We start from the raw sequence: 13,860 nt of genomic DNA on the forward strand, positions 1-13,860 counted from the left end.
ATATGAAGCGGTGGGGTGCTTTGGTTTTTCTCGTGGGGATGGTTGGCAGCGTGCTTGCGGCCGATTATCAGCAATTCAAGGATGAAGGCGAAGCCCTTAATGAGGACCTTCCGTTCAGTGTTTCAGAGGATGGGGTCTCGGTCGATAACATGGAGGGCTCCCTTGAAAGTGATTCCTTCGAGGACGCCGGGGGTGAGAACGACCAAGAGGCAAAAGAGCAGTTTGAGGAGGCCCATTCGGCGTTCGGCGACGATGATGCGCTTTTGAATTATGGTGACAATCAGGCTCAGATGATGCTCGAAGCCGAGGAAGGCGAGTCAGCGCAGTCGGATGCGTTTAAGACGATTTATAACACGACGGCCAAGCCCGGCGGGCAAATGGAGGTGGAGACGCTGGGGTGCGAGGTGGAGCGGAAACCCGAAGACCTGGAGCTGGAAACGTATTGCTTCACAAATGATACGATTGGTCACGTTCGATGGATCAATTCGCACTGGTGGTTCTATTGCACCGGTGGTGCAGATGGAACCGAAGTCCGCATTGAAGGCGGAGACGCGAACGGTCCCGGAACCGGCCCCAATGCTACTGGAAGAAAGGACTATCCCCAGGCACTCAATCGTGACCGTACCTTCCACTATAGCGAAGGGATGAAGCAGGCAGATAATCCGATTTTCGAGCAGGACTGCAACGGGGACAAGTGCACCGTAACCTGGACGAACCCTCCAAGCTCAGCTAAGAAGACCTCGTTTTCCTATTCGCCGCGTTATCGGATCGACCCGGATTCGGATGTCATCTATCGGGATGAGGAGTGCGAGGATGGGTTTGAGGGACCTCTGGGGTCTACATGCGAGGTGGATGACTCGACGTGGGAATGCGTGGATGCGGGCGCGAAGGAGATCAGCAGCGCCGGCGTGAGCGGCACCATCAATGCCGACCCGAGCATCGTGCAACGGGACCTCGACCCGCTCTATCCCGGCGATCCCCAGAACCCGGTGTGCTGGAAGGCGAATGCCGTAGCCGTTTGCCAGTTGGACGTGAATAACTGTGTCGAGGTCGAACAGAGTGCGGAGATGACCTATCAGTGCCCGGATGGCATGGAGGCTGATCCGGCGACAGAGAGCTGTAGGGAGCCGGCGAATGCAGATCGCTCGTGCCGGATGGGGTACGAGCTACATCAAGGGAGCTGCCGGAAGCAGGCGTACTACAAGCCGCAGTGCCCCGAGACCGCAGGGTATTCCGAGGACCTTGGGAATGCGGCCTTTGTCGCTGAGCGAGATGGGTACTGCCTCGCCGATACCGAGCAGTGGCCGGACCATGACGCCCTCTGCCCGGCGGGTGGCACCTACCAGGGGGAGTACGACGGCGCCGGTCAGTGCCATATCGAGCCGGACTGGCCCTCTGCGTGTCCCGACGGGACGAGCGAGAATGGCGCGGGGGAGTGCACCGGTGGTCTCCTGGAGGGGCAGGGCGATGTAAACGGCTTCGAGGCCCACTGCCCGGTGGGCGAGTACGACGGGAATGGCACCTGCCGGACGACGCCCGGCGCCAGCGCGCGCCTGACCCCCGAGGACGGCCTGGTGCACCTGGCCAGCCGGACCATCCCGGCGGCCGGGATCCAGCTCGCCCAGGCCAATGTGGACTACGAGTGTCCCGAGGGGACGCTGGAGGGGGACCAGTGTGTGCAGCCGGCGGGATCATCGACAGAGCAGGAGGAGATGCAAGGGGGCGTCCCAAGCCGCGTCGATTTTTGTGGACATGACCCGGATGGCGCGTGTGAGGGTGCTGGCTACGATAAAAGTATTGCCTGTGATGATTGGTATAACCCCTATACTGGCATTACCCAAATCGAACTGACTTGCGAGAAAACGACGTATTCCTGCCCCTCCGGCTGGAGCCTTTCCGGCACGCAGTGTGTGACCGATGCCGAGGAGGTTCAGCTCTGTCCCGATGGCACCTCGCCGGACGGGGATGGGGGCTGCGTCACGGATGTCGATGGCTACTCCCCCCTGTGTCCTGATGGGACGGAGTATGAGGGTGGCGGCGATCCCTATGCCGCTGATCCGGGCCACTGCGTTGCCACTCTGGATACCTCGAAGCTGTGCGAAGCGCCTGCGGCCTGGGATGCCGAGCAGCGAGCCTGCGTGTACGACGCCGACGAGGAGGCGCTGTGCCCGGACCAGACGAGCTATGACCCGGAGCGCGACGAGTGCACCGCTGAAGCGGACTTCGAGCCGCAGTGCCCGGAGGATGCCTCCTTCTTGAACGGCCACTGCCATATCGATCCGGCGGTCGAGTATAGCTGCGATCAGGGCAGCCTTGAGGGTGAGGACTGCACTGTGCCGGCCGAGGAGGACGCCTCGTGCCCGGCCGGCATGACCTACGACGGCCAGGGTGGATGCGGTTATCCGACCGGCGATTGCTCTCCCTCGGTCGATACCAGCATGACTGAGGAGGAGCTGCAGGAGCAGTTTGGGAATTGCAGTACGGTTCAGAAGGAAGAGGAGATTCGGCAAGAAGAGGTTGAGCCCTCAACCCAAGCCTGTATCAAGGACCAGCATCCCACCTGGCCGGGCTGCAGCATGCAGCGCAACGTCGAGATCGTAAGCGCGGTGGAAGACGGAAAGATCCTCGATGTCAGCCCCCACGATAACCACGGCACGATCATCGGGGATGTCCGTATCGACCAGGAGAGCGGGGTGAACTTCGGCGGGCCGGAGAGTTTCGTGGAGGCACCCGCCAATCCAGGGGGGGTCGAGGACTTCAGCGAGACGGGGATCACCGTGTCCACTTGGGTGAAGTGGGGCGGCCTGTCCGGCAACGTCTCGGGGATATGGGGTGGAACCGGGCCTAACAGTGCCAACAACCACTTCGAGTTTAACCGGCTTCAGCCTGGCGACCTGCGGGTTCGCTTCAACAAGTTCGGGGGCAAGAGCAGCGACAACTACTTCCTGGAGCCGGGCATCATGGAGGAGGGTGAGTGGGTACACGTAGCGGCGACCTACGACCCGGAAACCTGCACGGGAACACTCTACAAGAACGGCAAGGAGGTGAAATCTCGCCAGGAGTGCTCGGGTCCAATCGAGACGAGTAGCTGGCACCGGATTGGAAACTCGTCGGGGTCGGTTTCGGCGGACCGCGGATGGGATGGTCACCTGCATGATTTTACGCTGTGGAAGGATGATTTGAGCGAATCGGAGATTCAGGATGTCATGGACGGCGACATTGACAATTCGGATGATCGGTTAGTGGGTTTCTGGCTCTTTAATGACAAAAAGGTCATCGAAGATTCCTGGGATAATCCCGAGTGCATGCGCTACTTTGAGGAGCTGGAAGCCTACCCGCAGGGATGCAATATGGACTACGAGACGGATTACAGTGGTTCCGGGTGCGCCGTCATTGATGGCACTGAGGTTTGTCCTGGAGATGGCCTGTATTACCAGCTTCAACCGTTGCCAGGTGTCGGCCAGAGGCTGGCGACCAGCGCCTCTTTTGATGAAATGGTTTGCGATTATCAGGGGGAGTGCTCCACGGTTGAAGGGGAAGCGGTTTGCATGGGGGGGACAAACAACGATTGCGAGAAGTTTGAGGAAGACCCTTCGTGTGAGATCGTAAAAGAGCAGTGTAATTCTGAGGAGAGCCACGACCGGCTCCCGTCTTGGTGCTCATCCAAGGAAGTTGAATACGCCTGCGATAGCAACGAGGACTCGGAACCGGAGACCCGGACAACGGAAGTTCTGGAGTGTGAGGGGCAGGAGTATCAGTGCGCTGATGGGACCTGCTTCTCTCACGACGAGGAGAAGAACGAGGGCTTCGGTGAATGGGTGGCACACTCATCCGCGATGAAGGCTATGGAAGGCGATATGCAGTGCGAAGATGAGAATGACCCGTCCTCCTGCACGGTCTTTGAGGGCGAGGAGCGGACTTGCCGTCGAGCGGCCGGCGAAGCCTCTTCGCTTTGGGATTGCTGTGAGACCCCCAAGAAGGACAAGATTGATGCCGATAGTTTCTACGAAGGTCTGGTACAGGGAACTAAAGAGACAGTGCGCTCGATCATGGAGCAGGGTATCTTAGGGTATATCTCCTCAATAGAGAATATCATCAAGCTCGTTGCGCGCTGCAATGAAGACGAGAACATGCTTGCCATTGAGCGCCCGATGGATCAAACCCACAAGATCGGGCGCGAATGCGGTAAGCGCATTTCTGTGGTTTTTGGGAAAATGTGTGTCCGTCGGGATCATACCTACTGCTCGTTCAATAGCCCTGTATCTCGCATCATGCAGGAAGAGGCACGAAAGCAATTAGGGATTGGCTGGGGAAGTACCAGCAATCCGAATTGTCGCGGACTGACTATGGAAGAAATCCAAGAGGTTGATTGGTCGGAGATTGATACCTCGGAGTGGGAGAAGCTCATTAAGGAAAACAACGCGATGCCTACTGCGGATTCGGTGGATGTGCCTTCGGAGGAGTCGCTTAATCCGTCCGCGCCCAGTAGAACCGAAAACCGGGAGTAACGAGAGCATGGGGTTCCGGGTTTTATTGGTTCTGGTGGCGAGCCTTTTTTGGGCGGAGCTGAGTCATTCGAGCGCGCTGGAAGATGCGACTTACCTTGAACCGGAAGAAGACGCCAATGGTGAACTGACGTTGTACACCTTCTGGTCGGTCACCTGCCCCATCTGCCACCAGATGAAGAAGGACATGGCCGAGGTGGAGGGAATCGACTGGCGGATGATCCCGGTGGGGTTCTCGGACGAGGGGTGGCAGTGGGCGGTAGAGGCCGTCGGCCTTGATGCGGCGGGGGACAACCTGCGTCTGGCCCGGGAGCTTGAGATCCGCGGGACGCCCACATCGTTCATCCAGGACGGTGACACCCTCTACCGGATCCGGGGCGGCCGGCCGGCGTCCTTCTGGGAGGAGCTGCCGGATCGCTTCGAGCAGATGCAGTCGGGGGCCCAGTAGCCCCGTCTATCGAGCGCCCGGGTAGGGGGTGTGCCGCATCCCCGAGGCCCGCTTCTTTGCCCGCTCGCCCCGCCGGTCGTAGCCGGAGGTCGTGTCCGGCTTCGCGTGGCCCATGAGCTTCTGGACGGTGGCCAGGTCCGCGCCGGCGTCGAGGAGGTCCCCGCCGTAGGTGCGCCGCAGATCGTGCGGAGTGAAGGGTGGCGTGCCGGCTTCCTGCTGGCGCCGGCGGAGGATCTGGTAGATAGCCTGGTCCGTCAGGTGGCGACCGTGGACCAGGTTGCCGCTCTTGCGCACGGCCACCAGAAGCGGGCCCGAATCCCCACCGCGGATCGCGAGCCAGTCCTCGATGGCGGCGGCGGTGCCGTCGTCGGCGTACACCGTGCGCTCCTTGTTCCCCTTCCCGCGGACGATGATCCGCATCTCTTCCTGTTCCCAGTCCTCCACGGATAACCCGGCGATCTCCGCCCGGCGCAGCCCCAGCCCGTAGGCCAGGCCGAAGCAGGCGGCATCCCGGGCGCCGGCCGGCGAGGCGTCTTGGGCGCAGACCTCGAAGATCGCCCGGGCCTCGCCCACCGAGAGGGCCCGCCCCTTGGTGGCCCGGCTGCCGCGCACGGGCTCCAGGTCCACGGCGCGGTGGTAGGTCTCGCTGTCCACCAGGCCCAGCCGCCACGCCTCCTGCAGTACACCGCGGACGGCAGAGAGGTAGCGGTTGGCGGTCGCCGGACTGTAAAGCTCGGCGAAGTGCGTGCGTAGCGCCTGGGTATGCTCGTAGCGCAGTCGCTCCCAGGGCAGTGTCGCAGCGTCCACCTCGGACCCGGCCAGGAAGACGGCGGCGCGCTCCAGGGCCTGCTTCATCGAGCGCCGACTTCCGGGGGCGAGCCGGGCCAGGTAGACGGCGGCGGGATTCGACCCGGAGGCGGAGCCCGAATGGTGACTGATTCCCTTGTGGTTCGCGCGGGAATGGTGGGCCGGGGTCAAAGACCCTCCTCTCTGGGTGGGATTAGGTTCCGACTCCTCGATCATGGTGATGCCTCGATATTGCTTTTGGGAACGGCCATTCTCATAAGTAATTAAATAACACACCTATGGAGTGGTTATTCGTCCTTCTGCTTAGGGATTTGAAGTGGTGGCGCCCAATGCCTCCTGGAGATCGGAGGAGCTGGGAAGGTTGGTAGAAGCGGTGGACCTGGTACGAGTAAGTGCCCCACCGATGATGGCGGCAATCAGCAACGGCCTGCCACTCCAAGTCCGTCTTGCAGCACGAGAGGGCCCGGCGCAGCAGGTCCAGGTCTTCTGACCAGCCCTCTACCTCCTCCTGCTTGTCCAGCTCCGCATCAATCTTCTCTTTCCGACTGGCCATGCTTATCGACTCCGTGATCGGGGAGGGGCGCAGTCGGCCCCTCAATGGTTGAGTGGTCGTCTTAGCGTGCCGGCCGCGAGCCGATGTTCTCGTCATCATCGGCCGGCAGGGCTTCCTCGTAGTCCCCCATTTCCTTCGGCATCGGGGGCTCCTCCTGGCCGGATGACGGTTCCTGGTCGCCCTGGGACTGCCGGCGCTCTTCGAGCATCTGCATGGCCTCCTCGTGGGCCTGCTCGTCGAGGGCTGCCTCGACGTTGTCGTCCTCGATGGCGCTCTGGAGCATTTCGTCGAAGATCGCCTCATCGGCGCGCATGCGGTAGTAGGCGACGTACTGGCCGTCGCCGTCCTTGTAGAGCGCGGAGCGGTCGGGGCGAACGCCGTAGACTCGTTCGTCTACGAAGGTCTCGAAGGCGGCCCGGGCGGTCTCGGTGGCATCAGACCCCATGTCCGTGACACTCTCCTCCAGAAGACCGGCGGCCTCGGTAGCGATATAGCCAGCGATGGCACGGCGACCCTCGGCCTGGGCCGATTCGACGGCCAGCCGGCGGCTGTCGCTCTCGGCCATGCCGTAGCCGTAGAGGGCGCCCTCGCTGGCGTCCGCCGTCTTGGTGGCGTTGTACCAATCGGGCATCTTCACGGCGAACATGCCCTCCGGCGGCTCCTCAGCCTGGCCCTGCGCTGTCGGCTCCGACGAGGTGCCGCAGCCGGTGAGGAGGAGGGCGGTGACGGTAAGGGAGAATGCGATCTTGGAGTGCATTGGTCCTCTCCTGTTGGATGACTTCAATCAAAGCCTCTCACGGATCCGAGATGGCGCAAGCGACCAGGCTGCGGAGTCACCGAGAGGTCTGAGGGACAAAGAATTTGGAAAGAGCCGTCTGTGAAAGCACTTTTTAATAACCTCGGTGTGATCGCGGTAATGTTTTTGCCGTTAGTCAATATAGCTCTGTGCTCAATCATGTTGGCAGCAACGTTTTGGATAATACCCATATATTCGGTCCTTGTGGGCGATGAGGATGACGGGAGCCGGTCTAATTCACTGTTGCTGATGCCCGTTCATTTTTTGGCGATGTTGTCTGGACCTTTTTATGGCCTCGCAATCATGTCTAGGGATTGCATCGGAAAAATGACCAAGGAGCTTCAAATACTATCGCGGGACTTCCAGTAAGGTGTTCACGGTACCTGCGTGGGACACTGGCCTAACATGCATGGGGGTAACACACGCTAGCCGGCGTGCAACCTACGCAATTGCGACGGCGGGCCGGGTGTGTTCACTTTAGACCATGCCGTAGCAACAAATGGCGTACTCATTAGCCGTCGGACACCCTGACGACTGAGAGCGTAAGTAACTTACTAGGTGTCGATCTGGAGGCACCGAGGGGGCGGTTAGCCTGAATCAAATCGCAAAAAGGCGCAATTGATGGTATATCGAGAATGACCGACCTCTTTATTGCTGACCGCTTTATTGTCGGACCATACCCGGAACTGAAATGAACGAGTTTTTTGAATTTTCTAAATCGGATCTTACCCATCCGCGTTTTGCCTTGATAGGATGGCCCCCGATAATCGGATCTCTGACCGTCTGGTTAGAGCCGTACAGTAGTGCCCTTTTTTTTGTATCTTTTTACGGTTGGTGGCGTTTGTCTCAAGAGTATCCGCATGAAAAGAAATGGATAGAAAAAGCTCGCTCCCGTTATCATGCAATGGATTATTATTCAGCTGTAGGTGTCCTAAGAGCAAAGCCGAGATTAATGGGGTATAAGGCCCAATTTGATTCACAATCTTTGAATGTAAGGGCGCTTCTTCGTGCCGGCGAACATTTGAACGCACGCGAGGAAATTAATGCCATCAAGGAAGATGGCTTATTGAGAGACGAGAAAGATCATCTGACGGTTTTGCGAGCTGAATATTATCTGACAGTTGGCGATTTTGTATTGTTTAATAAAGAGGTTGAGCAGTGGCCGGAAAGGGAAATCACGCAAAGCACTGAAAAGACTATTTTGAAAGGAGTCTCTTTGCGAGAAAGTGAAAAACTTTCTGAAGCCCGGGAGATACTTGAGCAACGAATAAGCCGGGAAAGTTCTCCTGCTTTCCTGTCCAAGCTCTACAATGATCTGTCAAATACAGAGGGGTTGGCTGGCCGCCCGGGGAACCAGAAGTATCATTTGCAAGCAGCTTGGATATTTTGGTGCAGAGACCCTGACCTGGCACTGATTCCTGTCTTGCCGCATAACTATGCAATTTCTCTTGTTAAAAACGGCGATCTAGAAAAAGCAGAGACTTTGGTAAATGAAGTCTGGAAAGTGATAAATAAGGGAGAGAAGGCGCAAGTGCTTGCATGGCACAACTTCGCAGTCGAAGTAGGACGTGAGGCTGGCCGTAAAACATGGATTCAAAGTGCGTACAACGAGTTTGAGGAAGCATCTAAGGAGCTAACATTCAGCAAGTCGGAGAAAGTAACGCTTCGCGTAACGACCTTGCGGATGGAGTTTAATGATGACATTTTGGAAGATTTTAATGAGTACCCAGAAAGGGTTCGGGCGATTGCGCATGAAATAAAGGTATTGAGTGGTCCTGAGCAAGTCTCGGCACTGATTGAAGTCACGCAAGTTCTTCAGCAAATTCTTGGGCAACGGTGTGCCAACACGCGTGTCGAGCGTGAGTTAATCGAGCTTCTTGCTTGCTGCGAGAAATTGCTTCTGGAGCGAGAGAGTATAGTGGACTCTCAACTAACCAATCTACCGCCAGAATTAGTAAACAAGAAGCAAAAATGGCTTAGCTATCGCCATGAAATCGAGAAAATCCGCATAGACAAGAGCACGGAGTTTCCGGAGCTTTCATTTAAAAGGTTATTTCAAGGGCAGCGCGAGCGAGCCGAGCTTTACTATGAGAAAGGAAGTCATCGAGAAGCGTTGGACGCCTGGGTCATTATATGTGATGAATATGTCTCATACAAAATGCAAGTTCCGGAGCAATGGGGAAAGCGGCTCACGGAGCAGCACGAAGAACTGGCGCTGTACGCATTAGAACGTGCGGAGGAAATTCTGCATAAAAAGACTGTTATGGCGGGGGTCGAAGAAAAAATAATCGGCCTTGCCGAGTTTCAAATTAAACTGCGGGGTGATTATCAAGCCGCAGAAGAATGGCTTGGCCGATTCGATGCCACCGAGCACTCCCTTAATCACTCAGCTAAATGGTTGCGCGAAAAGTATAAAAAAATAAGCGCGCAGGTCACTGGGTGAGCCTGGCCAGCAAGTGGAAGGTTGTTATCGACGCTGAGTGATCATAACGGTCCTACGGAAATATTAATTTGTTTGGCCGCCACCCCGGTTTCTGCCTTCAAAAGGATCCGGCCTTGGAATGATGGCTCTCAATCGACCACCGGCCGGCCATCCGAGATGGAATCGGCCTTTTGTGAATTCGGAACTGGTTTGTTCAGCGGTTCCCTAAGTGATATAAAATGAAGACAGGTGACCGATAGGAGCCCACAGATGGAAATAGAAACTAGCGGTATGACTGCAAATGCTAATTCGGAGATGTACAGCTCTCTCGCAGTAGGGACCCCATTTATAGAGTGGACGGCAGAGCCGACTCAGGATGATTTAAAAGAAGTGATGATAAAGACTGACATCTACAGCGAGGAGGATAAGGCGTACTACGCCGTGCGGCTGAGGGACGGAAGCATATTTGTCCCTGATTTAGAAAGAGACAAGGTAGACCTATCTGTACGTCGAATTGTTTGCCATCTAGTGGTTACAGGAGTCGAGTAGCATTAAAGGTAAGGAAAGACAGATTTATTCGCCCCGGAGGCCGGCTTATGCTTCCAGCCGGATTCGGGCCATGCGATCATGGAAGGCATCGTGTGGCAGTCGACTTCTGCCGTAAGTTTCTGCCGCAAAGAAAGGAGACGCGCACGCGGTGTTCCCTATTCCTGGTGCCTCTCGGGAATTATTCGGAATTATGACCGCAGGTTTATGTTATATTGGGGAATCGTTCTTGGACTCATACTGCTAGAGAGAGCAAACCGTGAAACTCACGAATTCACCGGACAACTTTCCAGCCGACGCAGACCACGAGTCTGCGAGCGACGTGGATGTCTCCACACCGGGGAAGTCAATCCGCGAGTTACCAAGCTCCAATGGTCAGTCATCTGAGGAGCCGATGGGCGGATTCTTTACCCGCCGTTGGATTGTTGAATGGATGCTTGACCTCATCGGTTACACGCAAGATCAACCTCTCAATGACCGCGTTCTCCTTGAACCATGTTGCGGTGGCGGGGCTTTCTTGCTCCCCGCCCTGGAGCGGTTACTTGCGGCCTGCCGAAGATCACATTATCCGGTTGTCGACTGCGAGCATGCCTTCTGTGCCATGGATCTCCACGAGCCATCGGTGGAACTCACTCGTTTGTCCGTGATTAATAGGCTCCAAGAAGAGGGTCTCGACGAGAGGGAGGCTCAGCGCCTTGCAGCCAGCTGGATCGAGGTCGGCGACTTCTTGCTCGACGAGAGGTCCGCGTTTGCTGACTATGTCATCGGGAATCCACCGTATGTCCGGTTGGAAAATGTTCCCGAAGATTTGCAGAAGACGTATCGCGCGAAATTGAGAACAATGCGCGGACGTGCTGACCTTTACGTAGGATTTTACGAGCGCGCTTTAGAAGCGCTCAAACCCGAGGCTGACCTCGGATTTATTTGCGCGGACCGTTGGATGCGAAATAGTTATGGAGCGCAACTGAGGCGCATGATAACGGAAGGTCCGTACGCCGTTGATACAATCGTGAAGTTGCACGGCGTGGACTGTTTTGAGGTGGACGTATCGGCATATCCAGCGATTACCGTGATGCGGCACGGGGTGCAAGAGGGTGTTGCGGTTCTTGATGCGGAAGAAGGCTTCGGCGAACGTGATGTACCTAAAGCCATGCAGAGTCTCAAAACAGGAGTCGCATCGGGAAATTTCCGCTACGGTCATGTGGAACGATGGTTTGGGGATGATGTATGGCCGGAAGGGACTCCGGAGGAACTAGAGAGGATTCAGTTATACGAACAAAAGCACGAGCCTTTACAGGATGAAAGGGGCCGCACACGCGTCGGAATTGGTGTGGCAACAGGGGCTGACGGCATATTAGTGACCGACGATCCGAAGCTAGTTGAAGAGGAACGACTACTTCCATTGGTAATGCCGAGCCATATCGCCGATGGGACACTGCGCTGGGAGCCCAAAAAATATCTTGTGAATCCTTGGAATGACGACGGGTTGGTCGATCTGGATGAGTTCCCACGGTTCCGCCAATACGTGGAGGAGCACAAAAGACAGCTGGCGTCTCGACATATAGCAAAAAAAGCGCCGGACCGCTGGTATAAAACAATTGATCGAGTCCATCCATGGTTAGCGGCTACGCCTAAAATTCTTCTTGCCGACATGAAGGCGAAAGTGACGCCTGTCGTTGACCCTGGTGGGCTTTACCCTCATCACAACCTTTATTGGATAATTTCACAACAATGGGATCTCGACGCATTAGCCGGTTTGCTCCTCTCTGAGCAGGCAGAGTTATTCATTAGGTCCTATTGCGTCAAGATGAGAGGCGGAACTCTTCGGATGCAGGCGCAGTATCTAAGGCGTATTCGTGTACCGTCGAAAGAAAAACTTGGTCAGGAGGAAATAGAAGCCCTCCGAATGGCCTACCACACGTACGACAGAGAAGAAGCAACCAAAATTGCGAGGGAGCTTTATGAACAGTGAAATACCCAATTACGAGCCGCTAATGCAAGAGGCAGTGGAGGCTACTTGGGGGCTAAGGGACGAGCAAGCCGCGGCACAAGAGATTCGAGGTGTGAGCGATGCGGGTACCCGCGGGGCAGTGACTGGGGGAAAGCATCTTGGGCCCCTTGAAGCACTGGTTACGCGCGTTCTCATAGATGCCGGCCTTGACGAGTCTTGTATCTACACCAACAACAACAAAACGAAGCTCCCGGGATATTTCCGTGAGCTCAAGAACTGGGATGTGGTTGCCCTGAAAGGAGATACACTTGTTGCGGTTATCGAGCTAAAGTCGCAAAGTGGTTCGTTTGGGAATAATCTTAATAACCGGATCGAGGAAGCAGTCGGTCAGACCGTCGATTTCTGGCAGTCATTCGAGAAAGAAATAATATCGGGTCTTCGTCCTTGGTTCGGGTATCTGATGGTAGTTGAGGCAAGTAATGAGTCAACAAAACCAATCGGTACACCAAATTCAGTACTGAAGGCACCGGATAAATCGTTTCTAGGGAAGTCTTATATTGAGAGATACGCAATGGCGTTCGATCGTATGCATCGCGAAAGGCTGCTGGACTCCGTTTGTTTTACGGCGTCCGCGAAGGGGGGTGGTTCAATAGAGTATCCGATTCCTGCATTCTCATTTCAGCTATTTGCGGTAGCGCTCTTTAATAGGGTGCGACAAATTGAAGCGCTTTCCTAAATGTTAGGTCGTGGGCCATTTCATGGATTCCTGTGGATGGCGGGCTCGTTGCGGTGGCCAAGGAAAGAATAGGAGAACGATGAGTACCCGGAGAATGTGGATGGTGCGCGCGGGACAGGGCGGACGGCAGGCTGATGAGTTCGTAGAGAAAGGTCATGTCGGTATTGGCTGGGAAGAGGTCGGTGAGCTTGGGGCTTTCCCGGACAAGGCGGCTTTGGTGGAGCGTTATCGCCGGGCTTATCCTGACTGGTCGGAAGGTCGATTGAACACCGCCGCTAGTCAGTTGATTCGGTTCCGTGACGAGATGGGACCGGGGGATCGGGTGCTGACGTACGATTCGAGCCGTCGCATCTATCATATCGGCACCATTTCTGGCGAGTACCGTCACGACGCCGATTTGCTACCTCCTTCCGAGCATGTGCGTGCGGTGGATTGGCAGGATGAGCTGGATCGTGATCGTCTATCGCTGGATGCCCGAAACACCCTGGGTTCAGTCCTGACGTTGTTTCGGCTTTCCGAGCCAGTCAGAGCCGAAATCGAGGCCCTGTTGAGTGGCGAGAGTACGTCGCCCGCAGCTCCAGATGAAGCTGAAGAAGATGAAGAGGCTTTGCTGAAACGCTACCGCGAGGAGGCGGTAGAGATCATCAAGGACCGGGTAAGTCGTCTGGATGCCTGGGAAATGCAAAGTTTGGTTGCGGGCTTGCTTCGGGCCATGGGTTACAAGACGCGGGAGTCTTCCCCCGGACCGGACCGCGGGATAGATGTTATTGCATCACCCGATGGCTTCGGCTTCGAGTCACCACGCATCGTAGTGGAGGTGAAACATCGCCCGCATACCGCGATGGGCGCGCAGGAAGTGCGTAGTTTCCTCGGTGGTCGCCATGGCGAAGATAAGGGACTGTATGTGAGCACTGGGGGTTTTACTAAGGAGGCGCGCTACGAGGCTGATCGCGCCAAGATCCCGGTAATGCTTATGGATCTCAATGGGCTAGTGGCCGCGTTGACGGAGCATTACGACAACGCGGACTCGGAGACCCGGGCGCTGGTGCCGCTGACCCGGCTCTACTGGCCGGCCTGAAATTGGGCTTTATGCAGC

The 13,860-nt window shown here is 56.4% G+C and carries 9 protein-coding genes; 7 read left to right on the plus strand and 2 right to left on the minus strand.

Annotation, left to right across the window (positions count from 1 at the left end):
• Positions 1-2: 2 nt before the first annotated feature.
• Positions 3-4,508, plus strand: a complete 4,506-nt coding sequence (traN, locus tag BM272_RS00375) for a conjugal transfer protein TraN (protein ID WP_159432964.1) — start codon at positions 3-5, stop codon at positions 4,506-4,508.
• A 7-nt stretch (positions 4,509-4,515) separates the two neighbouring features.
• The gene (locus tag BM272_RS13715; protein ID WP_275886917.1) at positions 4,516-4,953 is read left to right on the plus strand and encodes a thioredoxin family protein; all 438 of its coding nucleotides are present in this window, start codon (positions 4,516-4,518) and stop codon (positions 4,951-4,953) included.
• 6 nt (positions 4,954-4,959) lie between these two features.
• Here the strand turns inward: BM272_RS13715 and BM272_RS00385 are convergent, their stop codons facing one another.
• Together BM272_RS00385 and BM272_RS00390 are read right to left on the minus strand one after the other, a co-directional pair.
• Positions 4,960-5,808 carry a tyrosine-type recombinase/integrase gene (locus BM272_RS00385; protein WP_205407713.1) on the minus strand — a complete coding sequence of 283 codons (849 nt, stop codon included), beginning with the start codon at positions 5,806-5,808 and terminating at the stop codon, positions 4,960-4,962.
• A gap of 566 nt (positions 5,809-6,374) precedes the next feature.
• Complete coding sequence (locus tag BM272_RS00390) at positions 6,375-7,070, minus strand: hypothetical protein (protein ID WP_093426782.1); 696 nt, start codon at positions 7,068-7,070, stop codon at positions 6,375-6,377.
• 730 nt (positions 7,071-7,800) lie between these two features.
• Here BM272_RS00390 and BM272_RS13440 point away from each other — a divergent pair.
• The 5 genes from BM272_RS13440 (at position 7,801) to BM272_RS00405 (ending at position 13,842) form a co-directional block, all read left to right on the plus strand.
• Positions 7,801-9,552, plus strand: a complete 1,752-nt coding sequence (locus BM272_RS13440) for a hypothetical protein (RefSeq protein ID WP_143613071.1) — start codon at positions 7,801-7,803, stop codon at positions 9,550-9,552.
• Positions 9,553-9,801: 249 nt separating this feature from the next.
• Entirely contained in the window at positions 9,802-10,080 is a 279-nt protein-coding gene (locus BM272_RS13445; protein WP_143613072.1) for a hypothetical protein, read from the plus strand.
• Between the two features lie 319 nt (positions 10,081-10,399).
• On the plus strand, positions 10,400-12,049 hold the full coding sequence (locus BM272_RS00395; RefSeq protein WP_275886924.1) for an Eco57I restriction-modification methylase domain-containing protein: 1,650 nt from the start codon (positions 10,400-10,402) through the stop codon (positions 12,047-12,049).
• Entirely contained in the window at positions 12,039-12,764 is a 726-nt protein-coding gene (locus BM272_RS00400; protein ID WP_093426784.1) for a PaeR7I family type II restriction endonuclease, read from the plus strand. The genes BM272_RS00395 and BM272_RS00400 overlap by 11 nt, the downstream gene beginning before the upstream one ends.
• Positions 12,765-12,858: 94 nt before the next feature.
• The gene (locus BM272_RS00405) at positions 12,859-13,842 is read left to right on the plus strand and encodes a restriction endonuclease (RefSeq protein WP_093426785.1); all 984 of its coding nucleotides are present in this window, start codon (positions 12,859-12,861) and stop codon (positions 13,840-13,842) included.
• Positions 13,843-13,860: the final 18 nt, after the last annotated feature.

It is taken from the genome of Thiohalospira halophila DSM 15071 (genome assembly GCF_900112605.1).
Taxonomy (GTDB): Bacteria; Pseudomonadota; Gammaproteobacteria; order Thiohalospirales; family Thiohalospiraceae; genus Thiohalospira; species Thiohalospira halophila.

Coding starts and splice junctions, on each gene's coding strand:
- traN (WP_159432964.1), top strand. CDS start 3: ATGAAGCGGTGGGGTGCTTTGGTTTTTCTCGTGGGGATGGTTGGCAGC.
- BM272_RS13715 (WP_275886917.1), top strand. CDS start 4,516: ATGGGGTTCCGGGTTTTATTGGTTCTGGTGGCGAGCCTTTTTTGGGCG.
- BM272_RS00385 (WP_205407713.1), bottom strand. CDS start 5,808: ATGAAGCAGGCCCTGGAGCGCGCCGCCGTCTTCCTGGCCGGGTCCGAG.
- BM272_RS00390 (WP_093426782.1), bottom strand. CDS start 7,070: ATGCACTCCAAGATCGCATTCTCCCTTACCGTCACCGCCCTCCTCCTC.
- BM272_RS13440 (WP_143613071.1), top strand. CDS start 7,801: ATGAACGAGTTTTTTGAATTTTCTAAATCGGATCTTACCCATCCGCGT.
- BM272_RS13445 (WP_143613072.1), top strand. CDS start 9,802: ATGGAAATAGAAACTAGCGGTATGACTGCAAATGCTAATTCGGAGATG.
- BM272_RS00400 (WP_093426784.1), top strand. CDS start 12,039: ATGAACAGTGAAATACCCAATTACGAGCCGCTAATGCAAGAGGCAGTG.
- BM272_RS00405 (WP_093426785.1), top strand. CDS start 12,859: ATGTGGATGGTGCGCGCGGGACAGGGCGGACGGCAGGCTGATGAGTTC.